This is a genomic window from Bradyrhizobium diazoefficiens USDA 110 (assembly GCF_000011365.1).
Classification (GTDB): Bacteria; Pseudomonadota; Alphaproteobacteria; order Rhizobiales; family Xanthobacteraceae; genus Bradyrhizobium; species Bradyrhizobium diazoefficiens.
Map to the genome: position 1 here is coordinate 5,096,806 of NC_004463.1, position 22,230 is coordinate 5,119,035.

The window sequence follows — 22,230 nt, forward strand, 5'->3', positions numbered from 1 at the left end:
GCCGGTGTCAGCTCTTTGTTGTGGCACTGCCGTCTGCCAATTCGTCATGGCCGGGCTTTATCCCGGCCATCCCCGCAGAGCCGTGAAAAAAGACGTGGATGCACGGCATAAAGCCGGGCATGACGGGCCGAAACGATCCTAGATTCCCCCGATGCGCCCCAGCCTGCTCAATCCGCTGTTTGCTCCCGTGACCAGCCTGCCCGGCGTCGGTCCGAAACAGGACAAGCTGCTGCAGTACCTGCTCAGCCGCAACGAGACGCCGCGGCTGGTCGATCTGTTGCTGCACCTGCCGAGCCAGGTCATCGACCGCCGCGCCCGGCCGAAGATTCGCGACGCCGTGCAGGGAACCATGGTGACGCTGGAGGTGACCGTCGACCGCCACCGCCCGCCCCCGCCGCGCAACGCGCGGGCGCCGTATCTGGTCTACGCCAGCGACGAGACTGGCGACGTCGTGCTGACCTTCTTCCGCGCCAAGCCTGGCTATGTCGAAAAGCTGCTGCCTGTGGGCGAGAAGCGCTACGTCTCCGGCACGCTACAGATGTATGACGGCATCCCCCAGATCGTGCATCCCGACCGCGTGCTGGACGAGGAGGCGATTTCAAAACTCTCAGGGATCGACCCGGTCTATCCGCTGACGGAGGGCCTCGCGCTCGGCTCACTGCGCCGCGCAATCGCGCAAGCGCTTCAGAAATTGCCCGCCTTGCCGGAATGGATCAGCCCGGAGGTGATGCGCCGCTGCCACTTCCCGCCAATCGCGGAAGCCCTCACCCGCGTGCATCAGCCGGTCGAGCTCACGGACATTTTGCCCGATCGGCCGTTCTGGTCGCGCCTCGCCTTCGACGAACTGCTGGCCGGCCAGCTCGCGCTGGCCCTGATCCGCGCGCAATTGCGCCGCCCGGCAGGCATACGCAATGCCGGCGACGGGCATCTGCGCAACAAGATCATCGACGCCCTGCCCTATGCGTTGACGCTGTCCCAGCGCGACGCCGCCGCGGCGATCGCGAGCGATCTGCAACAGCCGGTGCGCATGCTGCGGCTGCTCCAGGGCGACGTCGGCTCCGGCAAGACCGTGGTCGCGCTGCTGGCGGCCGCAGCGGTGGCCGAAGTCGGCAAGCAGGCCGCGCTGATGGCGCCGACGGAAATTTTGGCGCGCCAGCACATCAAGACCATCGCGCCGCTCGCCGAGCGCGCGGGCTTACGGGTCGCGATCCTCACCGGCCGAGAAAAAGGCAAAGAACGGCGCGAGATCATCGCCCAGCTTGCCGAGGGCGAGATCGACCTGCTCGTCGGCACCCATGCGCTGATCCAGGACGACGTGATCTTCCGGGACCTCGCGCTCGCCGTGGTCGACGAGCAGCACCGCTTTGGCGTGCGCGAACGGCTCGCGCTGACCTCGAAGGGCGAAGCCGTTGACGTGCTGGTGCTGAGCGCAACCCCGATCCCGCGCACGCTGGTGCTGACTTATTTCGGCGACATGGACATCAGCGAGCTGCGCGAAAAACCCGCCGGCCGCCAGCCGATCGAGACCCGCACCATCTCGATGAGCCGCCTCAACGAGGTCACGGATAGCATCGGCCGCGCGCTCCAGGCTGGCAAGCTGGTCTACTGGATCTGCCCGCTGGTCGAGGAATCCGAGGCCGAGGGCACCGAGCACCTCACCAATGCGACCAAACGTTTCGAGAATTTGCAGAAGCGTTTCGGCGACCGGGTCGGCCTCGTCCACGGCCAGATGAAGGGAACCGAGAAAGACCGCGTCATGGGCCAGTTCGCCGCCCACGAGATCGGGCTGCTGGTCGCGACCACCGTGGTCGAGGTCGGCGTCGACGTGCCGGCCGCCACCATCATGGTGATCGAGAACGCCGAACGCTTCGGCCTCGCCCAGCTCCACCAGCTGCGCGGCCGCATCGGACGCGGCTCGGAGGCCTCGACCTGCCTGCTGCTCTACTCCGAGCCACTCGGCGAGATGTCGAAGGCGCGGCTGAAGGTGATCCGCGAGACCACCGACGGTTTTCGTATCGCCGAGGAGGACCTCAAGCTGCGCGGCGAAGGCGACGTGCTGGGCGTGCGCCAGAGCGGCCTGCCCGGCTACCGCATCGCGCGCTCGGAGGTGCACGGCCAGCTCATCACCCAGGCCCGCGACGAGGCGCTACGCATCCTCAAGGACGATCCGAAGCTGAAGGGCGAGCGCGGCGAAGCGCTCAGATGCCTCTTGTATCTCTACGAGCGCGACGAAGCGATCCCGCTGATCGGGGCGGGCTAGCCTGCTGCTCTTCGGCGCCCCACTTCGTAGGCCGCCACATGCGCGCGGGCGAGATCCAGCAGCGGTGTGTCGATGCCCAGCGCACGGGCACGATTGGCCATATCGCCGAGGATGTGCTCCGCCTCGGTGATCGAGCCGCGCTCGATATCGCGCAGCATCGAGGCCTTGAGCGGCGAGTCCAGGGTCGTGAAGAGTTTTCGGTCAAACTCGATGAACGGGGCGCGCGGCTCGAACCCCGAAGCCGTCGCAACGGTGCAGCATTCCGCGAATAACCGAAAGATAGACTGTTCGCCGTTCGGCACGGCCAGGATGTCTCCGATGCTTGCGCGCATCAGGCAGGTGATGCCGGCCAGCGTGCTGAGCTGGACGAATTTCTCCCACATGTCCTGCATAATCGCTTCGCTGGCGCGCACGTCGATGCCGGGGACCTGGAGCAGTGCCTCCAGCGCGAGCGCACGCTCGCTCAACGAACCCTTGATCTCGCCAAACACAATCGTCTGATTGGCCATGAACTGAACGACACGGCCATCCGCATCGAGGCCGGCACTGACATTCGCCAACCCGCCGAGGACACGCGCCGCGCCGAACCGCGCAGTCAGAGCGTCGATATGTTTCAACCCGTTGAGTATCGGCAGAATCATCGTGTTGGCGCCGACTGCCGGGGCAAACTGGGCCATCGCATCGTCGAGCGAATAGGATTTCACCCCGACGAGCACAACGTCGAACGGCTCCTTGAGATCGCTTGCCAGGATGATCTTCGGCTGCACGGCAAAGTCGCCGTGTGGGCTCACGACCTGCAATCCATCCCGCCGCAACTGCTCGGCCCGCGCGGGCCGCACCAGAAAGGTCACGTCGCCGCCGGCCCGGGCCAGGCAAGCTCCGTAATAACCTCCGAGCGCTCCTGCGCCGATCACCAGCACTCTCATTCGAACTCCCGTTGCAGAAGAACTGCTTCCGCAGAGACAATAACAGATGAGCCTCGCAATGACGACGTGGATAGAGCCGTTTCAGAAGACTTGCCCTTTCGCCGCGGCCGACTTCATGCAACCTTCCTGCCATGCGCTGACGTCCCGGTCGTGCGCCTGAAACGCAACCGGGACGTCCAGGAATTTTTGGATTCCGCGCCAATGGACGGCAAGTCAACGACGTGAGACCGGACGACTAGGCCTTCTTCTGCGCGATGCTCGCGGCGAACGCCTTCATCAGCCCGGCATCCACCGCCTCGCCTTTCGCGTCCTCGGCGAGGTGCTCGAACCAGCGCGCAAAGCCCTCGTAGATCTGGCTGGCCGGATGATCGGCGCCGAGGAAGCCGGAAATCTCCCGCATCTCCGCGACCCAGCGATAGGCCTTCGGGATCATGTCCGGCAGCGCGACTTCGAGCCGGGCCAGGACCGCGGGCTGGCTCAGCGCGAGTTCGTCGCGCAGCGCATCCGCGGCGCCCGCTTTCGTTGCCGCGATCACCATGGCCGAGCCGATGCCGGCCAGGCCCTTGACGATGCCGGCGTAGGACATCTTGAGCGCGGAAGCCGCGCCGACCGGGCCTTCGACGATCCGCATGTCGAGGCCGAGCTCCTTCAGAACGGCCACATCGCCGGCGTGCTCGCCGGACATGTAGAAGGCCGGGCTCTTGCCGCCGGGCTGCGGCGGGAAGCCGATGATGCCGGCGTCGACGAACGGCGCCTGCGCCGAGCCGATGATCTCCTCGATCCTGAGCACGGTGTCGACATTGACGGCGTTGCAATCGACCACGACCGGCTTCTTCGCGCGCCGGACGATCAGCGCGGCGAGGCGTTCGGCGAGTGCAACGGCCTCGCCCGGCGGCACGATCGAGAGGATGATGTCGGCCTCGGCGATCGCCTCGTCGTCCGCGCCGATCATGCCGGCATCCGCCGCGCGTTTTTGCGTCGCCTCGCTCCGCCCCTTCAACGACGTCAGCACGCGCGCTCCGTTTTCGCTGAGGCGGCGGGCCACGGCGCTGCCCATGGCACCGGGCGCGAGGATCGCAATGGTCTTTGACGTCGTCTTGGACATCGTGCACTCCAGGTCGAACACCGAGCGATGCGCCCGATTCAACCGGAAGACTAGCAGACGATGCGAGGCCTGGCGTGATCGCGGCCATCCCGCAGGGGAATGGCCCTACTCCACCTTCGCAGGCTGGGGCTGGAGTGCCGACGCATTGGCGATGCGCGCGGCATTCGCCATGCCCGCGAGCGCCGCGGCCTTCTTCGGGTCGGGTGCCGCGCCCGGCTGCACCACGCCGGCCGACATGATCAGGGTCGCGGCATCCTCGGTGCTCATGTCGACCTCGACGATCTTGCTCTTGGGCACGTAGAAGAAGAAGCCCGTGGTCGGGTTCGGCGAGCACGGCAGGAACACCGAGACGTGCTCCTCCTGCCCGGGCAGGCTGCGCGCGACCTCTTCATTCGGCGACTGCGAGATCAGCACGATCGACCACATGCCCGGCGACGGAAACTCGACCAGGCCGACTTTGCGGAAGCTCGAGCCCTTGCCCGAGAACAGCGTCTCGAACACCTGCTTCAGGCCGCGGTAGATGGCGCGCACCGCCGGGATGCGGCCGAGGAAGGTCTCGCCGACATCGACCAGCGTCCGTCCGATCAGGTTGGCCGCGAGGAAGCCGACCAGCGTCAGCGTGAAGAATGCGACAATCAGTCCCCAGCCGGGGACGACATACGGCAGATAGGTTTCCGGACGATAGGCCAGCGGCACGAACGGCCGCACCACGCCGTCGACCCAGGTGACGAACCACCAGACCAGATAGAGAGTGATCGCGATCGGCCCCGTCACCACGAGGCCGGTCAGGAAGTAGTTGCGGATGCGGCCCATCAGGCCGGTATGCGGTTCCGGGATGGGATCAAGCGGCGCAGGCGCGTCGTCGCGGGTGGTCATTCGGGTTCCAGGTCAGTCGCTGCATTCAAGCTAGGGTCTTCTAGCAGGTTTTGGAAGAGCGCAGCCTGATCCCTTCTGCCTATTCCACGGTCACCGATTTCGCGAGATTGCGCGGCTGGTCGACGTCGGTGCCCATGATGACGGCCGTATGATAGGCGAGCAGCTGCACCGGGACGGCATAGACCATCGGCGTGAACGCCGCCGCCATGTCGGGCATGACGATGGTGACGAGCGACTCGACGGTCGCCTCCTCCGCGCCCTTCGCGTCGGTCATCAGGATGATCTTGCCGCCGCGGGCGGCGACCTCCTGCATGTTCGACACCGTCTTCTCGAACACCCGGTCGTAGGGTGCGATGACGACGACCGGCATGGTCTCGTCGATCAGCGCGATCGGGCCGTGCTTCAGCTCGCCGGCGGCGTAGCCCTCGGCGTGGATGTAGGAGATCTCCTTCAGCTTCAGCGCGCCTTCGAGCGCGAGCGGGAAGCTGGTGCCGCGGCCGAGATAGAGCACGTCGCGCGATTTCGCGATCTCGCGCGCCAGCTTCTCGATCTGGAGCTCGGTGGTGAGCGCATCCGACATCAGGCGCGGGATCTCGACGAGTCCGTGAACGAGCTTGGTCTCGTCCTCGTCGGACAATTCGCCTCTAGCCTTGCCGGCCGCGATCGCAAGGTTTGCGAGCACCATCAGCTGGCAGGTGAAGGCCTTGGTCGAGGCGACGCCGATCTCGGGCCCGGCCAGCGTCGGCAGCACCGTCTCGCTCTCGCGCGCGATCGTGGAGGTCGGCACGTTGACCACAGCCACCGTGTGCACGCCCTCGGCCTTGGCATAGCGCAGCGCCGCCAGCGTGTCGGCGGTCTCGCCCGATTGCGAGATGAAGATGGCGAGATCGCCCTTGCGCAAGGGCGCCTCGCGGTAGCGGAATTCGGAGGCGACGTCGACCTCGACCGGCAGGCGCGCGAAGCGCTCGAACCAGTATTTGGCGACGAAGCCGGCATAGCTCGCGGTGCCGCAGGCGGTGATGTTGATGCGCTGGATGTTCTTGAAGTCGAACGGCAGCTTGACCGGCAGCGAGACGCGCTCGGTCGCCATGTCGACGTAGCGTGCCAGCGTGTGGCCGACCACTTCCGGCTGCTCGTGGATCTCCTTGGCCATGAAGTGGCGGTAATTGGCCTTGTCCACCAGCGAGGTCGAGGCGGCGTGCTTGATCTTCTCGCGCTGGACCGCGTGGCCGTCCTTGTCGAAAATCGTGGCGCTATTGCGGGTCAGCACCACCCAGTCGCCGTCCTCGAGATAGCTGATCGTGTCGGTAAACGGGCCGAGCGCGATGGCGTCGGAGCCGAGATACATCTCGCCGTCGCCATAGCCGATCGCGAGCGGCGGGCCGTTGCGGGCGCCGATCATCAGATCGTTGTCGCCGGCGAAGATGAAGCCGAGCGCAAACGCGCCGCGCAGCCGCGCCAGCGCCAGCTTCACCGCCTCGACCGGCTTGTTGCCGCGCGTGAGCAGGTCGTCGACGAGATGCAGTACGATCTCGGTGTCGGTCTCGGTGTGAAACACCGTGCCGTTCTTCTCGAGCTCCTCGCGCAGCTCGCGGAAATTCTCGATGATGCCGTTGTGGACCACGGCGACGCGCTCGGTCGCATGCGGATGGGCGTTGTTGACGGTCGGTTTGCCGTGGGTGGCCCAGCGGGTGTGACCGATGCCGGTCGTGCCCTTCAGCGGCTCGGCTTCCAGCCGCTTCTCCAGATTCTTCAGCTTGCCCTCGGCGCGGCGGCGCTCGAGATGCCTGCCTTCGAGCGTGGCGACGCCCGCGGAGTCGTAGCCGCGATATTCAAGACGTTTGAGCGAATCCACCAATTGCTCTGCAACCGGTTCGCGCCCGAGAATGCCAACAATCCCGCACATGCGGATCAATATCCCCCAAATCGTCGAAAAATCGCCAAAACGACGCGCTCAGTTTTTAGCGAAGTTCCTAAGGAACCAGATACTCAATAATTATTGCTGATTGAGACAGCATTCGCCGGCGCCATTGCCCGGCCTGCGTCGATGTGGCCGGCCTTTAACCCCGCACGTTAACTTGTTGTCAACAAGTTTGACCAACGATTCCGGTCAGGAGAACAAGGCCATGAAAGGCTCATCCGACCGCAAAGGTCTGTCGTCGTTGTATCTGCGTGCCAGCGAGACCACGGGCACGCACCTCGCCCATTGGCCGCCGCCCCAGCGCGGCAAGGAAAGCAAGCCCGTCTTCACCAAGCACCCGCAGGGCGAGCCGGCCAAGCGCGCCAAGCCGCGCGGCTGGCGCCTGACCCGCGCGATCTTCTCCGAATTCGCCGACGACGAATAGCGCTCACTTCTCCGGCTTCTTGCCGCGCGTCTTCATCTCGCGATAGCGCGCCGCGCCGCCTTCCCTGATGGTCTGCTGGTTGCGCTCGAGCGCCATCGCGTCGTCGGGCACGTCGCGCGTGATCACCGAGCCGGAGCCGATATAGGCGCCGTTGCCGATCTTCACCGGCGCCACCAGCGAGGAGTTGGTGCCGACGAAGGCGCCTTGCCCGATGATGGTCTTGTGCTTCTTGAAGCCGTCGTAGTTGCAGGTGATGGTGCCGGCGCCGATGTTGGAATTGGCGCCGACGGTGGCGTCCCCAATGTAGGAGAGATGGTTGACCTTGACGCCGGCCTCCAGCGTCGCCGCTTTGGTCTCCACGAAATTGCCGATCCGCGCACCGTCGCCGAGCGAGGTGCCGGGCCTGAGCCGCGCATAGGGTCCGATCGAGACGTTCCTGCCGAGCGTGGTCTCGACGATGTGCGAAAAGGAGTGGATCACCGTGCCGTCGGCGATCGAGACGCCCGGGCCGATCACCACGAACGGCTCGATGGTGACGTCCTTGCCGAACACGGTGTCGGCGGACAGATAAACGGTCTCGGGCGCAATCAGCGTCACCCCGGCCTCCATCGCGGCTTTGCGCAAGCGCGCCTGCATCACGCTCTCGGCTTCGGCGAGCTGCGCCTTGGTGTTGATGCCGCGCACCTCGTCCTCGCTGGTCTCGATCACCACGGACTCCCATCCCTGTTCGCGGACGATCTCGACCGCATCCGTCAGATAATATTCGCCCTTGGAATTCGCATTGCCGATTTTATCCAGGATCGCGAGCGCGCGGCGCCCGTCGATCGCCATCACGCCGGCGTTGCACAGATCGATCTTGCGCTCGTCCGCGCTGGCATCGGCCTGCTCGCGGATCGCGACCAGGCGGTCGCCCTCGACGATGAAGCGGCCATAGCCGGCGGGGTCGGCGGCGCGGAAGCCGAGCGCGGCGAGCGCGGCGCCGTTGGCCAGCGGCGCGCGCAGACGCGCAAAGGTCTCGGCCGAAATCAGCGGCGTGTCACCGAAGGCGATCAAGAGGTCGTCCACGCCGCGCGCGATCGCCTCGCGCGCCGCCAGCACCGCATGCGCGGTGCCGAGCCGTTCGGCTTGCACGAAAGTGACCGCATCGGGGCGGATGCGCCTCGCCTCATCGGCCACCGCCTGATGATCCGGGCCGATCACGACGGCGAGCGAGGTGCCGGTTCCCTTGGGAGCGGCGGTGAGCACATGGGCGAGCAGCGTCTGGTGAGCGACGGGATGCAGCACTTTCGGCAGGTGTGAGCGCATGCGCGTGCCTTCGCCGGCGGCGAGCACGATCGTGAGGCTGGAGCGGGCGGTCATCGAGATCCTGTCAGATACGGCCGAATCAACTGGCGCGGCAGGCGGCAGGCCGCCCTATGCTGCCCGCCTTGCTACCCCCGCAAACGCCCGGAATTCAAGTGCGACACGCTTTTCCTGTTAATGTTCCCTGATTGATTCGGGGAAGCTGAACGGGGCTGGGCACTTAACGTTCATGGCAAAGGATTCCGACCCACTGGCGGATGCCTTCGGCACCAAGGAGACTGGCGGGCTGTTCTCCGGACTTCTGGCCGAGGAAAGCGCGTTCGACCGCCGCATGATGTGGCGGCTGGGCTCCTGGGGCGTTGCGGCCGTCGGCGCCGTCGTCATCGCGGTGATGGCCAACCAAGCCCAGCTCGGCTGGCGGCGCGACCAGATGGCGTCCGCCGATCTCGTGCGCCAGGCCGACCGGCTCCAGCTGCTGACCAGGGAAAGCCAGAACGAGGCGCGCCGCCTCGCCGCCGCCGTCGAGACGCTGAACGCTGATCGCGACCGGCTCTATTCGCGCGTCACCGTGCTCGAGCAAGGGCTCGATTCCGTCACCGGCGCCATCGCCAGGCAGAGCGCGAAGCCGCAGGACACGCCGGCGCCCGACGCGCAGCCTGCGGCGCCGAGCGTCGCGCCGGTCGCCTCGATGCCATCTCCATCCAGCGACAAGCCGCGCGCGGCAGCCGCAAAGGAACAGGCGAAGGAGGCGACCAAAGACACCGTGAAGGAGACTGCGAAGGAGCCGTCGAGCCCGCCGCCGCAGAGCGCGGCCGCAGCCTCCCTCGTGCAGCAGTCGCCGGCGACGACATCGGCGCTGCCGATGCTTCCGCTGGTGCCCTCCAAGTCGATCATGGCACCGCCTGATCCCGCCGCGTCGAAATTGACTCAGCCCGAGACGACTGAAAAGACAACCGAGAAGACCGCCGAGAAGAAGCCCGAGCCGACACCCGCCCCGACCGAAATCACAGCCGCATCAGCCAAGCCGCCGGAGGCAACCGAAAGCGAGGCTCCCGCGATCGCGGTTCAGCAAACGCGCTTTGCGATCGATCTCGGCGGCGCCAACTCGATCGACGGCCTGCGCGCGCTCTGGCGCGGCGTGACCAAATCGAATCCGGAAGTTGCCACGCTGCGGCCGATCATCATGATCAAGGAAGGCACCACCGGCCTCGGCATGCAGCTCCGACTGGGCGCCGGCCCGCTGATCAACGCGGCCGCCGCAGCAAAGCTCTGCGCGGGTCTCGCCGAGAACGACCGTCACTGCGAGACCACCGTGTTCGACGGCCAGCGCCTGTCGATGCGCGGCGGTTCGGAGAAGGGACAAGAAAAGTCTCAGGACCGGGTTCAGGAAAAGAACGCCGAGAAGAATCCGGATGCGGCGCCGCAAGCCGAGACCGCACCTGCGCCCGCCCCCACCGCCAAGCCGGACAAGCGCCGCCGCAGCTATTCCTCAAAGCGCTCGTCGAAGCGCGAGGAGCCCGCGCCTGCACCTGCGGCGCAGCCGGCAGCACCGGCCAAGCCGGAGACGGCCGCGGCGGGATCGACGTTGTCGTCGTTCTTCAGGCGGTAGGGAATGGTCGTGCCGATTGGATCGGTTAGCTACCGACATCAGTATCAATTTTGTGCCGAATTTAATTTCAGCGAGCGCTACTCGTATAGCTTACCCGCCCACATCAAGGCAGCCGCGTGCCGCCACGGATTTGGGTTAGCGGGGCTATGGCTGTCATGTGCCCATGCCGTCATTGCTTCGAGGAAGTCAGCAAGATCGACATTCTCCCAGCCCTTGGCCCCTACTAGCAATTCGTTGCGCATGGCCGCCACAAACTCGACGAAACTCTTCCTGTCTTGAACCTGCTCTACATCCATTTCGGCCCCTCCATCTGCCACAAAGATAGCACGCGAACCAAAGATCCTGACTGTACTGCCAGTCTAACGGCTTGCGAGCGACGGACAGAAAAGTTGGTCGCCCCTGTTGCCCCCTCCCGTCATCCCGACCATATTGCGCGCATGACAAAAAAGCCCTTCCGCCTCACGCCCTACCAGGTGCAGTTCCTGATCGTTGTCGGCTTCGTAGCCGTCGGTTATGCGATCTATCTGCGCTATCTCGGCATCGAGAACTCGAACGTCGGACTTGCCTGCGACGCCGGCTTGCAGACCCTGATGTGCAAGGCGCGTTCGGTCTCGACCGTACTGTTCAAGAATTCGGTGTTCGGCATCGTCGCGCTGGTGGTGGCGACGCTGAACCTGATGCGGCCGTCGATCGTGCTGCTCACCGTCGGCGTTGTCGCCGCCGGCCTCGGCATCGTGCTCTACAATGTCGTGCTGTCGGGCCTCGCGATCGGCCTGCTCATTCTTGGCTTTGCTCGGCCCGCGCCCGCCACAGCGTGAGCGCGAACAAGAGATACATCGCGCAGGTCCACAGCGACTGCCAGTTGTCGCGGCCTTCGTTGAAGAGCACATAGGCGGCCGACAGCGCGAGCACGCCTGCGAACACCGCTTCCGCGATCGGACGCACGCCGATCTGCGGCCGGTTCAGCATCAGGATCGCGAACGGCACCACCGCCATCGTCAGCGCGGCGTAGGGGAAGTCGTGGTAGCGCGGGTCGAACACGAAGGCGAGCGCGGTCTGTGCCGCGATCACCGCCGTCACCGCCAGCGTGAGGCCGAGCACGGCGGTGAGCTTTGACCATTTCCGCCCCTCGCTCGGGCCGAGCAGGTCAAGGAAGGTCGGCAGGCTGCGGCCGATCACCAGCGCCTGCGCGCAGAAGATCGGCGACAGGATGCCGGCGGCGAGCAGCGCACCCCAGTGCAGCCAGCCGCCCCAGCCGTAGCTCTCATAGTATACCTTGTCGGCGCCGACCCCGAGCAGGACGCCTGCCGTGGTCGCCGAGATGGCGACGCCGAGCCAGGTCGAGAAGCGCGGCGTCCAGGGCCGCCGGCGCAGCGTGATGATAGCGACCGCGAACACCAGCGCGCAAAGGCCCATACCCGCGCCCATGTACCATTTCCAGTACGGGAAATTGCTGATCGGCTCGCCCGGCGGATATTTCAGGTTCCGCCGCACGGAGTCATAGAGACCCCAATAGCCGCCCGCGGTACCTTCCAGCTTGCGCTTCCACGGCTGGTCGTAGGACTCGATCAGGTTGACGCGGAACTTCTGCGCCTTCGCAAGGCTCAGGATTTCAGAGACCACGCGCGCTTGGTTGGTGCGCGACGGCAGCGCGCCCTCGCGCATGCGCCCTTCGCTCGGCCAGCCGGTTTCGCCGATCAGGATTTCCTTGCCCGGAAACGCCACCGCCATGCGCTCGCGGATCTGTTCGACATGGGCAGCCGCGAATTTCGCGCGCACCGGAACGTCTTCCCAATAGGGCAGGATGTGGATCGTCACGAAGTCGACGGCCTCGTAGACTTCGCGATTCCTCAGCCAGAACTCCCAGACATCGGCATAGGTGACGGGCACGCGAACCTGCACCTTCACCGCGCGGATGAAGGAGACGAGGTCGGCCGTCGTCATCTCGCCGCGCAGCAGCACCTCGTTGCCAACGATGACCGAGGTGATGATGTCGGGGTATTCCTTCGTGAGGCGAACGGCGAGCGCGACCTGCTCAAAATTCTTGGCGCGGTTGCTGGAGAGCCAGATACCCTGGAGCACCTTGAGCCCGCCGACCTTGGCGGCGATCGCCGGAACCTGGTCGAGCCCGTTCTCCATCGAATAGGTGCGGACGCAGTCGGTGATCTCCTTGAGCTGGCGCAGGTCCTGCTCGATCTGGTCGGCCTCGATATGGGTCCATGCGTTCAGCGGCGATTGCTCGCCGCGGAACGGCGCGTAGGAGACGCACTGAACCTTGTCGGCGGGGTCGATCGGGGCGCGCGCGAGCGTGATTGGCGTGGCCAGCCACCACCACACGGCAGCAATCGCACCCAGTGAAACGAGCAGAAGCGCCAGTGGCGTACGAAGTGAAATCGGTTCCGTCCTCCGCGAAGCGCCGTCGATTACCTGCTCGCGCGCCATCTGCCAAGGGGGTGGTTCGGAGCGGATCCCTCCCTCCCCCAAGGAATTTACCTGCGGCCGTTCGACAGAGGCCTAGGATCGTGACTTTGCTGGACAAAATTCGAAATACAGGTCATGCAACTGGCCGGGAATTTTCCGCCGCATTGGAGACCCATTTGGACGCCATCACCGACGCGTCCGCGGGATCCTGACGCGGGCGGTCAGCGGAGAAGTTGGGGAATTCATGCGGCAACGGGTGCGTCAGTCACGAAATGCGGTCCTGCGGCAGTTCGCCGCTACCTTGGCCGTCTCCTCTCTTCTGGCCCTGGCTGGTCTCGCTGGCGCCTCCGCCCAGAGCGGCACGCCCGCCCCCGATCAGGGCAAAGCCGCCGCCCAGCCCGCCGACGCCGCCGCCAAGGACGCCGCCCAGAACCAGCGCCGCACCGACGAGTTCGCCGAAGCCGCCCAGGTCATCAACGGCCCGGCCGGCAACCCCGAATGCGTCTGGCTCGGCCGGCGCGTGGTGCGGCTGATGTGGCGGGATGACCTCGATACCGCGTTCCGCCATCTCGACCTCTACGACCGCTTCGGCTGCCCCGGCGGCCACATCCAGGCCGCCTTCCGCTGCCTGACCCGCTTCGGCGGCCAGATCGATCCCAAGGTCGCCGAGACCCTGGACAGCCGTGTGCACGCCTGCTGGATCAATCCGGCCTCCCAGCCGCAGCAGGCGGCGGCCGCGGCATCCCAGCCGGCAGCGCCGACATCAGGCAACGCGCAGGCCCCGCAGCCCGCCGCGAGCCCCGCGCCAGCGGCAAGCCCGACACCAGCGCCCCAGAAATAGCAGCGGGTCGCTTCAGCCTCCGTTCATGAACGACCGGCCATAGAAACGATTGGCACTGCGACGCGTTCTTCGAAAAAGGACATGCCCTCATAAGGACATGAGGCCATGACAGTTGTGAAACCGCGCGGCAGAGATATGCTCCATTTGCCGCGGACTCGGTCGGATCTCGGGGTCAGATCCGCTTCCCTGCCACCCCAGCCCCTTTTGGTTTAGCCGCGATGCGCGTTGTCGCCGCCGTTCTGTTGCTTGTGTCCGCACTTCATGCTGGGCTGTGGGGAGTCTTGCGCGACAAGGAACCCGCGCCCGACTTCAGGGGTCTGCTCCCCAGCGTCTCCTACGCGCCGTTCGAAGGCTCGGCCCATCCCGACATCGACAACATCCCGACCGTCGAGAAAATCCGCGCCGACCTGAAGACGCTTTCGACGATGACGCGCGCGATCCGCCTCTATTCGTCCACCGGCGGCGTGGAGCTGGTGCCGGCGATCGCGGCCGAGTTCGGTCTCAAGGTCACCGTCGGCGCCTGGATCGACAAGGACAAGGATCGCAACGAGCGCGAGATCAAGGCCGCCATCGAGCTCGCCCGCAAGAACAGCAACGTCGTCGGCGTCGTTGTCGGCAACGAGGTGATCTACCGCGGCGAGCAGAAGGTCGAAGACCTCATCGACATGATCAAGAAGGTCAAGGGCTCGGTCCGCGTGCCCGTCACGACCGGCGAGATCTGGAACATCTGGCGCGACAATCCGGACCTTGCCTCCAACGTCGATTTCATCGCCGCGCACGTGCTGCCCTATTGGGAAAACTTCCGCTCGGACCAGGCGGTCGACCAGGCCGTCGACCGCTACAACCTGTTGCGGAACCTGTTCCCCGGCAAGCGCATCGTGATCGCCGAGTTCGGCTGGCCGAGCCAGGGCTACAACTTACGCAACGCCGACCCCGGTCCGTTCCAGCAGGCGCTGACCTTGCGCAACTTCGTCAGCCGCGCCGAAGCCATCGGCATGGAATACAACATCGTCGAAGCGATCGATCAGCCCTGGAAGTTCTTCGAAGGCGGCGTCGGTCCGTACTGGGGCATCCTCAACGCCAGCCGCGAGCCGAAATTCGCCTGGACCGGCCCGGTGGAGAACCCTGATTACTGGAAGCTGATGACGATCGCGCTGCTGGTCGGCGTCCTCTTGTCGCTTCCGATCCTGCGGCTGCAGCAGCCAACCGCCAAGCAGGCGTTCCTGCTGTCGGCAACCGCCAACGGCGTCGGTGCCTGGGCCGCCACCGTGTTCGCGTTCTGGAACGGCCACTATTTCATCTTCGGCTCGGCCTTCGCGCTGACGCTCGGCATGATCTTGCTTGTTCCGCTGGTGCTGATCGCGATGGCGCGCATCGACGAGATCGCGGCCGTCGCCTTCGGCCGGCCGCCGCAGCGGCTGCTCGCCAAGAGCAAGCCGGTCGAGAACGTTCCCGAAAATTACTACCCGAAGGTCTCGATTCACATCCCGGCCTACTTCGAGCCGGTCGAGATGCTCAAGCAGACGCTCGATGCGCTGTCGCGGCTGAACTACCCGAACTACGAATGCGTGGTCATCATCAACAACACGCCGGATCCCGCCTTCTGGCAGCCGATCCAGGACCACTGCCGTGCGCTTGGCGAACGCTTCAAGTTCATCAACGCCGAGAAGGTGCAGGGCTTCAAGGCCGGCGCGCTGCGCATCGCGATGGACCGCACCGCCGTCGATGCCGAGATCATCGGCATCCTCGATGCCGACTATGTCGTCGATCCCGACTGGCTGAAGGACCTCGTGCCGGCTTTCGCCGACCCGCGCGTCGGCCTCGTGCAGGCGCCGCAGGAACATCGCGACGGCGACCTGTCGATCATGCACTACATCATGAACGGCGAATATGCCGGCTTCTTCGACATCGGCATGGTCCAGCGCAACGAGGCCAACGCCATCATCGTGCACGGCACGATGTGCCTGATCCGCCGCGCCGCGATGGACATGGCCGGCGGCTGGTCGAGCGACACGATCTGCGAGGATAGCGATCTCGGCCTTGCGATCCAGGAGCTCGGCTGGGTCACGCATTACACCAACCACCGCTACGGCCAGGGCCTCTTGCCCGACACCTACGAGGCCTTCAAGAAGCAGCGTCACCGCTGGGCCTATGGCGGCCTCCAGATCGTGAAGAAGCACTGGCGGCACTTCCTGCCCGGCCGGAGCCGGCTGACGCCGGACCAGAAGCGCGAATACGGCCTCGGCTGGCTGAACTGGCTGGGAGCCGAAAGCCTCGGCGTGGTCGTGGCGCTGCTCAACCTCGTCTGGGTGCCGATCGTTGCCTTTGCCGACATCGCCATCCCCGACAAGATCCTGACGCTGCCGATCATCGGCGCCTTCGTCGTCTCGCTGGCGCATTTCCTGTCGATGTACCGTGCGCGCGTCGCGATCAAACCCGGCCAGATGCTGGGTGCGATGATCGCGGCGATGAGCGTGCAGTGGACGGTGTCGCGCGCGGTCGCGCAGGGACTGATCACCGAGCACATCGCCTTCGCGCGCACCTCCAAGGGCGGCCTGTCCAGGATGTCGATCGAGTTCCAGGCGTTCTGGGAGGCCGTGATCGGCGCCCTGCTCCTGATCGGCGCCGGCGTGCTGATCGCCTCCAACAGTTTCCGGCAGATCACCGAGATCTACATCTTCGCCGGCGTGCTGGTGCTGCAAAGCCTGCCGTTCCTGGCCGCGGTCGCCATCGCCATCCTCGAGCTCAGCCGCATCAACTCGTTCCAGTTCTGGCGCGACAGCGCGATCCGCACCGCCGAGCTGATTGGCCTGCGCCCGGTCGCCCTGCCGACCCCCGCCGGCACGCCGCAAGCCGTGCCGAACGAGGTCAGGCGCGAGGCGAACTGACGGCCGGATGGCTTCTCGGCGCGGGCGAAACCTCCGCGCCGCCAAGCCACAGGCAGCGTTCGGAGTGGATAGCGGGCCGCCAATCGGGTTGAAAATTCCGGCTTAAGCTGCGGACACCGCGAGCAAATCCCCGCTCCTGCCAAGAGTTGCGGCAGCCACCCGCGCTATTGACCTCAGCAGCCACTCACCCTACACAGCGCGGGCCGAAAGCATGATCCGGAAACAGCCGGTTTTTCCCCGCGACGCGAGCTTCAGCGCAGCGGCAAGACATGCTTCTCGAATGTCCGAAGACGATGGCGATCGATCTTGAAAGCCATCCGCGGCCATGGGAGCGCGTAGCTCAGCCGGTAGAGCACGTGACTTTTAATCACGGGGTCCTGGGTTCGAGCCCCAGCGCGCTCACCAAATAACAGAAGTCTTATCAACGTCTTAGATTATACCCGAAACGTTCGGCGACCCCGACGGTTGACAATTTTTGATAGCGAGTTGGCAAACCCGGTTCGTGGCCTGTTCTCAATGTCGGGACGTCTGTCAAACACGAGCAGACACGTCGCTGGACATCCAATTTCGCGTAATGAACCTTATGCGAAGGACCCTCCGTTTTCATCTCAAGCGGCGTGTGGCTGTCGTACGCGTTTAACTTTGGCACTGGCGCATTTTGATTTTGGCACGGGCTTCCTTTGGCAACATTGCCCCTTTCCGTTTGGGCGGCCCCGAGAGCTGTCCTGGTGGCGTTGGAAGCCGAGACTGAAGTTTGACACTGACGTCAGACCGGCCCGTTACTGAACTTTGGCACCGCGCGAAGCGGGCGGTCATCGCACAGCCAGTGCTTGGAGCCGAGCCGGTCCGTCGCGTGCGATGCCCACGCCGCGATGGCAATCGTGCGGTATCTCGCGGCGAGCGACCGCGTGGCCCGAGTAGGTGTTGACCCGAACCCTGCTCTTCTATCCCTGTTCGACTTTGAAGCGCCGGCGTTCGCCCCCGGAGAGATCTGGGGAGGCTATGGGAAGCTAAGTCCGCTGGATCGCACGGTCAGTTACCGTGCGATCGGAGCTTCGGATCCTTCACGGCACGGGAGGCGACGAGAACGATCTTCTGCGGCTCGGCGCCATGATCTCGCCTGGCTCCCCTCTCCTCTCGCCCCGCGGTCGCGTTCTGGAGAACGGAATGCCGCGGTTTTTGCGCCGCCTGGCGGAGGGCGTCTTCGACGAGGAGGACGTACGGGATCGTGCGCTCGAGCTCGGCGACTTCATTCAGCAGGCCCGTGAACAGTACGGCATCAGCGCACCTATTGCGGTCGGGTACCGATTTGTCGACGCCGTCGTGATCCGCGGTCTTGACGAACAATGGCGTGACGCAGCTCAGCAGCACGAACTTCGAGACGCGAGCGGAGCCGTGTCGGGCAACGTAGCGGGCGATGTCTCCGCCGCCCATCGACGGCGATGACGCCGAGCTTGACCGCGCGGAAGCGGCATTGCGTGCGGCACAGGACCGTAGCGCCACCTTGAAGGCTGCCCTCACCGAAGTCGATCAGCAGCTGGAGGCCCTTGAGCGTACTAAGGCCGAGATCGCGGACCGCAAGGTGCGTGCTGAGACCGCCGCCGAGATCGAACTGCTCGTTCGCGAGCTGACCCAGGTCGGCGCGGAATTCAATAGCATCGCCGCGCGCCTCTCCGAGCACACGGCTCGTGCGGTCCCGGTGGTGTTCGACGCGCTCGGGCTCGACAAGTTCATGGCGATCTGTCGCGCGGAGGTCCCTGCGGCGTTGGAACTGGTCAGCAAACTGTTGCGTGCGCATGCCGATGCCGTGGTTGCTGGTACGGCATCGGCCGAGCTGCCGCGTCCCGACGACGGAACGGCCCAGGTGCCTGCGCCTGCTCAGCCGCCGAAGGAGCCACACTTCAAATATTCTCCCGTGAAGCAGTCCCTCAAGGGCCTCATCGCGCGATGAGCACGTTGGAGCCCACTCACGAGCGGGAGGTGACCTCATGAAATTTGCGCCCCCCGGCGGCGAGCCGTACAAGATCATGAACCGGCTCGATGGCTGGATTGGCCGCGATCCGTCTCGCATCCCGAACTCGGTGGCGGCGGAGATGGGGGCAGCGCTGCCCCCATTGGGCCGCTCTGAGATCGACCGCATTCGGACCCGAGACCGTGCGCCAGCTGGCTTACGAGCGAAAGAAGAAGGTTCGCATTGCGTGGCGGCGGCGGTTCGGGCTGTTGACGCGATGATTGTCATTCTCGGCGAACAAGAGGCAACGTCACAAACGGCGTAAGATCCCGCTGCGAAGCAGCCAGCTCGTCCGGTTCAGCGAGCTGGCCGCAGAACTGGCGGCCATCAGCCTTCAGGCCGAATGTGATCACCCCGATGAAGCAGCCTTGTCATAGTCTGCACCAAGATCGGATGGTGTAATCGGCGATATCAATGATCGGAAGGCCCGGCGGAGGTACCCGTGCCTGACGATCTTGAAAGGCCCCGACGTGCAACATCGTCGGGGCCTTTCTGCTTTGCGGGCTGACTGGGTTCGTAGCGCTGCGCTAGATTTAAAAGCCGCTTTTTGATGAAAGGGTCAGCTTGCTCTGCGAGTTCACGCAATACTTTCGCACGTTGCCTATTGAATTCGTCATCCAACATAGTCGGCCCCATAAATAATATGAGATCGCGGGAAAGCCCGAATATTCTCCTGCGTGACTAAATACGAACGGCCGGGCGTTACAGAAAGACCATCTACAGACGGTCTTTCTGTAGGCGCCGGATAAATGCGCGCGGCTTCTTCCCCGCCGATCAGCCAATTTGCGCGCAGATTATCTACGCAGGTCAGGCTTATCGTGTGAAGCCGAAACCACGGCGCAAATCATGGAACAAGAGAAGAGTTGCTTGCGTGCAACATGCTGGTGCTGCCAACTTGTTTGTTCGCGACCTCACAGCTCCCGTTCCATCGCGGGGTGACTGCGGTTTTTTACCTTTACCCAATGCTTGCTCCGGCCCGCCTATAAGGCCGGTCGCGACGCTTCGATACCAATCCTTCAAGACCCATGTCGCACGCGGCGCGGAATAGGTCAGGTCCAAGCTCGCCACGCTCAAAGGGATTAACGAAAACGCCTTCAGGATGCCGCGCCAGCAGGCGCTCCAAGTTCGTCTTCCGCATCGACAACGGGAGCATGCGGAGATCGTCACCACCTTCAGCAAGAATATCAAAGGCGCAGAACTGCACCTCATGATCGTACTTGCGCGAGTGAAGCGCATTAAAATCTGAGATTCCATCGACGCCGAGCACGACCGCTTCGCCATCGAGCACGAATTGCTTCTGGCGGACCTTGCGAGCGGCCTCGACGATCCAAGGATAGCGAGTGGCCCAGTTGTACCCGCCGCGCGTGATCAGGCGCACGCGGTCGCCATCGCGCTCCAGACGGAGGCGATAGCCGTCGTACTTTACTTCATGAAGCCAATCGGGGCCGTCCGGGACCGAAATGCCCTTGCTCGGCAGGCAAAACTCAAATGAACGCATGCGGGAAAAATAGGCATTCGATGCCTGATTGCGAGATGGAGCTTAGGGCAACCCGCTCAAGCGGCGCCACACATTATTACGGCCTGGGCGGCAGATCAGGAGCGATGTCGCTGCCCGCGCTCTCACCGATAGCCTGCTCCACTGCGGATGCGAGCACTGCAAGGTGTTCAGCCAGTTTGGCAAACAGTTCGCGCTTTTTTGGGTCAGTCGCTAAGTCGCGAATAAGGGCGCACTCAGCGGTATCTCGCTGTAGCTTCTCCAGTTGGGCCTGCATGTCTTTCATTTGCGGCCTCGATGTTCCAGTGAGGGAACATTACAAATACCTGTTCCGGCTCACAAGTGAACAGAGCGCTATCGCCGACTGGGACTAGCCTCCAATTGCATGGCACCTCGTCAGGCGCCAGCCGTCGGACCGCTTGGCCCCGCACTTGTCCCCTCCAGCCCCAAGGGGTCAGGCTGGCCCGATGGAGCTTTGCGCAGCATCAGAGTGAGAGCATCCCATCTCGGACAGACTGGACGCGGAGCCGAACAACCTGTTGTCAGGCTGCTGAGGTTATGAGGCCCGGGCTCCTAGACACACCGGGCCTTGCCTTACCTCAATCGCAACGCCCAAGATGCGGACAGGGAGGCCCGACATGTCCGTTGAAGATTATGCCGACGATCTCAGCGCAACTGTGCACTACGCGCTGGAGACAACCCGTGCCGTCGCCGTCTGCCCCTTCCACTCTGAAGTCACCATCCGCGTCGGCGACGATGCAGCCGAAAGCCACGCCTTCGAGCGCGCCAAGAGGATCGTTAGGAGCGATGGCACGAATTGGGAGACGCAAGACCTCAGACAAGAATTCGCGCGGCAGCTTAGCAAGGCAGCAGATGGGGAGTGCCCACGCTGCGCTCAACATTGAACGGCCCGGGCAGCGCATTTTCGACACTTCCTTCGCCTCAGCCACAGTTCCAGAATTAACTTGCAGCACGAACATCAAGCTTAATTCCAGACCGTGATTGCGGCCGCGCGCTAGAGGACTAGGTTTGCGCACACCGGATATTGCCCTTTCCGGTACACCCCATCGAAGTCGCCGCACCATTATACTCGGTGCAGCGACTTCGAACTGGATAGTCGCGCGAGCGTCACTTGAGAGAGCAGCCGGACTACGAAACGCTTGATCTCGTAGAGATGCGTCGCCAGCTTACGGCGCTCCGTTCAAAATACTCGGACAATCTTTTGATTACTTCGCTGTTGAACCGCTTCTTCGTGAAAGTCGCGTTTCTGGTGAAGCCGACTGACCTGGCGCACGAGCAGTATCTCACATCGCAATTCGAGCGAACGTTGACAAAGGTCAAAGAGATTGCTGCACGGAGGAAATCTGACTGAAGCCACCTCAACACGTGGCTCTGGACCCCGGTAACGCGCCACAGACCAGCTTTGACTTCCTGCTCGATCTGAGAGGTGTCCTAATCTGCGGAACCGTTGACTTGGCTCAATGGCGATCTTCAATTCGGCCGAAGCATCGTCCCATGCGCAGGCCCTGCCCCCAAAAGCCGGTCAAGAAGCCCAAGCCGTCCCGGTTAGAGGAAGCGCGGCGGATCGTCGAGGAGTACACAAAGGACCTGCGCGAGGTCATCAAGAAACTAGCTCGCAAGCTGCACTGAGGGTTTCGTCTCTCAGGTAGCTGCCCTTGGCGCCATTAAAATGGGACCCCCAGCGGAGCGGGGGCAAGAACGGGCTCGCACATGACAGAGTGGCTGACCTCACCCGGTTTGCGGCCACCTGAGTAGTCGCCATAGGAACAGAATCCGCCGTAGCGCATTACCGCGCATGCCGAGATACTTCTTTCACATCACGCACGAGCGCACCGAGATCGACCGCGAGGGCGAGGAGCTTCCTGACAAGCATGCAGCGTCGAAGGAGACCACAGTCACGGCCGGGCAGATGCTCCAAGGCATTGACGGGAAACTGGTGCCGGGCCGAGACTGGCGGATGGAAGTGACCGACGAGTTTCAAAACATGCTTTACGTTCTGCACATTCGAGCAGAGAAAGCCAAAGTGATCTGACCGGCGAGACGTTAAACTTTTGCCGACCGAAAGTTTAGGTGGATGTGCACGTTCGCGCTCGGCGTGACTTCCCCACCGGGTGGTTTAGTCGGGGCTCC

21 protein-coding genes, 1 tRNA gene and 1 pseudogene are annotated in these 22,230 nt (G+C 64.1%); 14 read left to right on the top strand and 9 right to left on the bottom strand.

The features are described 5' to 3' along the window. Positions 1–151 precede the first annotated feature (151 nt). Positions 152–2,260, top strand: coding sequence for an ATP-dependent DNA helicase RecG (gene recG / locus BJA_RS23040; RefSeq protein WP_011087374.1), 2,109 nt, complete (start codon positions 152–154; stop codon positions 2,258–2,260). Here recG and panE read toward each other — a convergent pair. The 4 genes from panE to glmS all read right to left on the bottom strand — a co-directional run bounded on the left by panE (position 2,257) and on the right by glmS (position 7,073). Further along, entirely contained in the window at positions 2,257–3,186 is a 930-nt protein-coding gene (gene panE / locus BJA_RS23045; protein WP_011087375.1) for a 2-dehydropantoate 2-reductase, read from the bottom strand. The genes recG and panE overlap by 4 nt on opposite strands. Positions 3,187–3,421: 235 nt before the next feature. Then, on the bottom strand, positions 3,422–4,291 hold the full coding sequence (locus BJA_RS23050) for an NAD(P)-dependent oxidoreductase (RefSeq protein WP_028173962.1): 870 nt from the start codon (positions 4,289–4,291) through the stop codon (positions 3,422–3,424). A gap of 105 nt (positions 4,292–4,396) precedes the next feature. After that, positions 4,397–5,167: a DUF502 domain-containing protein gene (locus BJA_RS23055; protein ID WP_011087377.1), complete on the bottom strand. Its 771-nt coding sequence runs from the start codon at positions 5,165–5,167 to the stop codon at positions 4,397–4,399. A gap of 79 nt (positions 5,168–5,246) precedes the next feature. Continuing rightward, positions 5,247–7,073, bottom strand: coding sequence for a glutamine--fructose-6-phosphate transaminase (isomerizing) (gene glmS, locus BJA_RS23060; protein ID WP_011087378.1), 1,827 nt, complete (start codon positions 7,071–7,073; stop codon positions 5,247–5,249). Positions 7,074–7,293: 220 nt separating this feature from the next. On the opposite strand from glmS, the gene BJA_RS23065 reads away from it, so the two are divergent. Next, positions 7,294–7,512 (top strand): hypothetical protein, encoded by a 219-nt coding sequence (locus BJA_RS23065; protein WP_028173960.1) that lies wholly within the window; start codon positions 7,294–7,296, stop codon positions 7,510–7,512. Between the two features lie 3 nt (positions 7,513–7,515). Here the strand turns inward: BJA_RS23065 and glmU are convergent, their stop codons facing one another. After that, a complete protein-coding gene (gene glmU, locus BJA_RS23070) occupies positions 7,516–8,871 on the bottom strand; it encodes a bifunctional UDP-N-acetylglucosamine diphosphorylase/glucosamine-1-phosphate N-acetyltransferase GlmU (protein ID WP_011087379.1) in 1,356 nt (451 codons plus the stop codon). A gap of 172 nt (positions 8,872–9,043) precedes the next feature. Here glmU and BJA_RS23075 point away from each other — a divergent pair, with 172 nt between their 5' ends. Next, positions 9,044–10,423 carry a hypothetical protein gene (locus BJA_RS23075; RefSeq protein WP_011087380.1) on the top strand — a complete coding sequence of 460 codons (1,380 nt, stop codon included), beginning with the start codon at positions 9,044–9,046 and terminating at the stop codon, positions 10,421–10,423. Between the two features lie 77 nt (positions 10,424–10,500). Here the strand turns inward: BJA_RS23075 and BJA_RS23080 are convergent, their stop codons facing one another. Further along, positions 10,501–10,719 carry a DUF7660 family protein gene (locus BJA_RS23080; protein ID WP_038967412.1) on the bottom strand — a complete coding sequence of 73 codons (219 nt, stop codon included), beginning with the start codon at positions 10,717–10,719 and terminating at the stop codon, positions 10,501–10,503. Between the two features lie 141 nt (positions 10,720–10,860). Here BJA_RS23080 and BJA_RS23085 point away from each other — a divergent pair, with 141 nt between their 5' ends. Next, positions 10,861–11,241: a hypothetical protein gene (locus BJA_RS23085; RefSeq protein WP_011087382.1), complete on the top strand. Its 381-nt coding sequence runs from the start codon at positions 10,861–10,863 to the stop codon at positions 11,239–11,241. Here the strand turns inward: BJA_RS23085 and BJA_RS23090 are convergent. After that, the gene (locus BJA_RS23090) at positions 11,201–12,865 is read right to left on the bottom strand and encodes a beta-1,6-glucan synthase (protein ID WP_011087383.1); all 1,665 of its coding nucleotides are present in this window, start codon (positions 12,863–12,865) and stop codon (positions 11,201–11,203) included. The genes BJA_RS23085 and BJA_RS23090 overlap by 41 nt on opposite strands. A gap of 223 nt (positions 12,866–13,088) precedes the next feature. Here BJA_RS23090 and BJA_RS23095 point away from each other — a divergent pair, with 223 nt between their 5' ends. The 6 genes and pseudogenes from BJA_RS23095 to BJA_RS23125 all read left to right on the top strand — a co-directional run bounded on the left by BJA_RS23095 (position 13,089) and on the right by BJA_RS23125 (position 18,849). Beyond that, on the top strand, positions 13,089–13,685 hold the full coding sequence (locus tag BJA_RS23095; protein WP_011087384.1) for a hypothetical protein: 597 nt from the start codon (positions 13,089–13,091) through the stop codon (positions 13,683–13,685). A gap of 218 nt (positions 13,686–13,903) precedes the next feature. Continuing rightward, positions 13,904–16,573 carry a glycosyltransferase gene (locus BJA_RS23100; RefSeq protein WP_011087385.1) on the top strand — a complete coding sequence of 890 codons (2,670 nt, stop codon included), beginning with the start codon at positions 13,904–13,906 and terminating at the stop codon, positions 16,571–16,573. A gap of 329 nt (positions 16,574–16,902) precedes the next feature. After that, positions 16,903–16,978: transfer RNA gene (locus tag BJA_RS23105), tRNA-Lys, on the top strand. A gap of 618 nt (positions 16,979–17,596) precedes the next feature. Continuing rightward, a pseudogene (locus tag BJA_RS43155) lies at positions 17,597–17,878 on the top strand (alpha/beta hydrolase); the annotation flags it as partial. A gap of 112 nt (positions 17,879–17,990) precedes the next feature. Further along, the gene (locus BJA_RS23120) at positions 17,991–18,524 is read left to right on the top strand and encodes a hypothetical protein (protein ID WP_011087387.1); all 534 of its coding nucleotides are present in this window, start codon (positions 17,991–17,993) and stop codon (positions 18,522–18,524) included. Positions 18,525–18,561: 37 nt separating this feature from the next. Continuing rightward, the gene (locus BJA_RS23125) at positions 18,562–18,849 is read left to right on the top strand and encodes a hypothetical protein (RefSeq protein WP_097532509.1); all 288 of its coding nucleotides are present in this window, start codon (positions 18,562–18,564) and stop codon (positions 18,847–18,849) included. A 690-nt stretch (positions 18,850–19,539) separates the two neighbouring features. Here the strand turns inward: BJA_RS23125 and BJA_RS23130 are convergent. Continuing rightward, the gene (locus BJA_RS23130) at positions 19,540–20,082 is read right to left on the bottom strand and encodes an RNA ligase family protein (RefSeq protein ID WP_011087388.1); all 543 of its coding nucleotides are present in this window, start codon (positions 20,080–20,082) and stop codon (positions 19,540–19,542) included. Between the two features lie 76 nt (positions 20,083–20,158). Continuing rightward, the gene (locus tag BJA_RS23135; RefSeq protein ID WP_038967407.1) at positions 20,159–20,365 is read right to left on the bottom strand and encodes a hypothetical protein; all 207 of its coding nucleotides are present in this window, start codon (positions 20,363–20,365) and stop codon (positions 20,159–20,161) included. 352 nt (positions 20,366–20,717) lie between these two features. Here BJA_RS23135 and BJA_RS23140 point away from each other — a divergent pair, with 352 nt between their 5' ends. The 4 genes from BJA_RS23140 (at position 20,718) to BJA_RS23150 (ending at position 22,132) form a co-directional block, all read left to right on the top strand. Beyond that, positions 20,718–20,984: a hypothetical protein gene (locus BJA_RS23140; protein WP_038967406.1), complete on the top strand. Its 267-nt coding sequence runs from the start codon at positions 20,718–20,720 to the stop codon at positions 20,982–20,984. A gap of 227 nt (positions 20,985–21,211) precedes the next feature. Beyond that, positions 21,212–21,451 carry a hypothetical protein gene (locus BJA_RS23145; RefSeq protein WP_038967405.1) on the top strand — a complete coding sequence of 80 codons (240 nt, stop codon included), beginning with the start codon at positions 21,212–21,214 and terminating at the stop codon, positions 21,449–21,451. Between the two features lie 143 nt (positions 21,452–21,594). Continuing rightward, positions 21,595–21,729, top strand: coding sequence for a hypothetical protein (locus BJA_RS43700; protein ID WP_257784518.1), 135 nt, complete (start codon positions 21,595–21,597; stop codon positions 21,727–21,729). Between the two features lie 166 nt (positions 21,730–21,895). After that, positions 21,896–22,132 (top strand): DUF6894 family protein, encoded by a 237-nt coding sequence (locus BJA_RS23150; protein WP_011087390.1) that lies wholly within the window; start codon positions 21,896–21,898, stop codon positions 22,130–22,132. Positions 22,133–22,230: the final 98 nt, after the last annotated feature.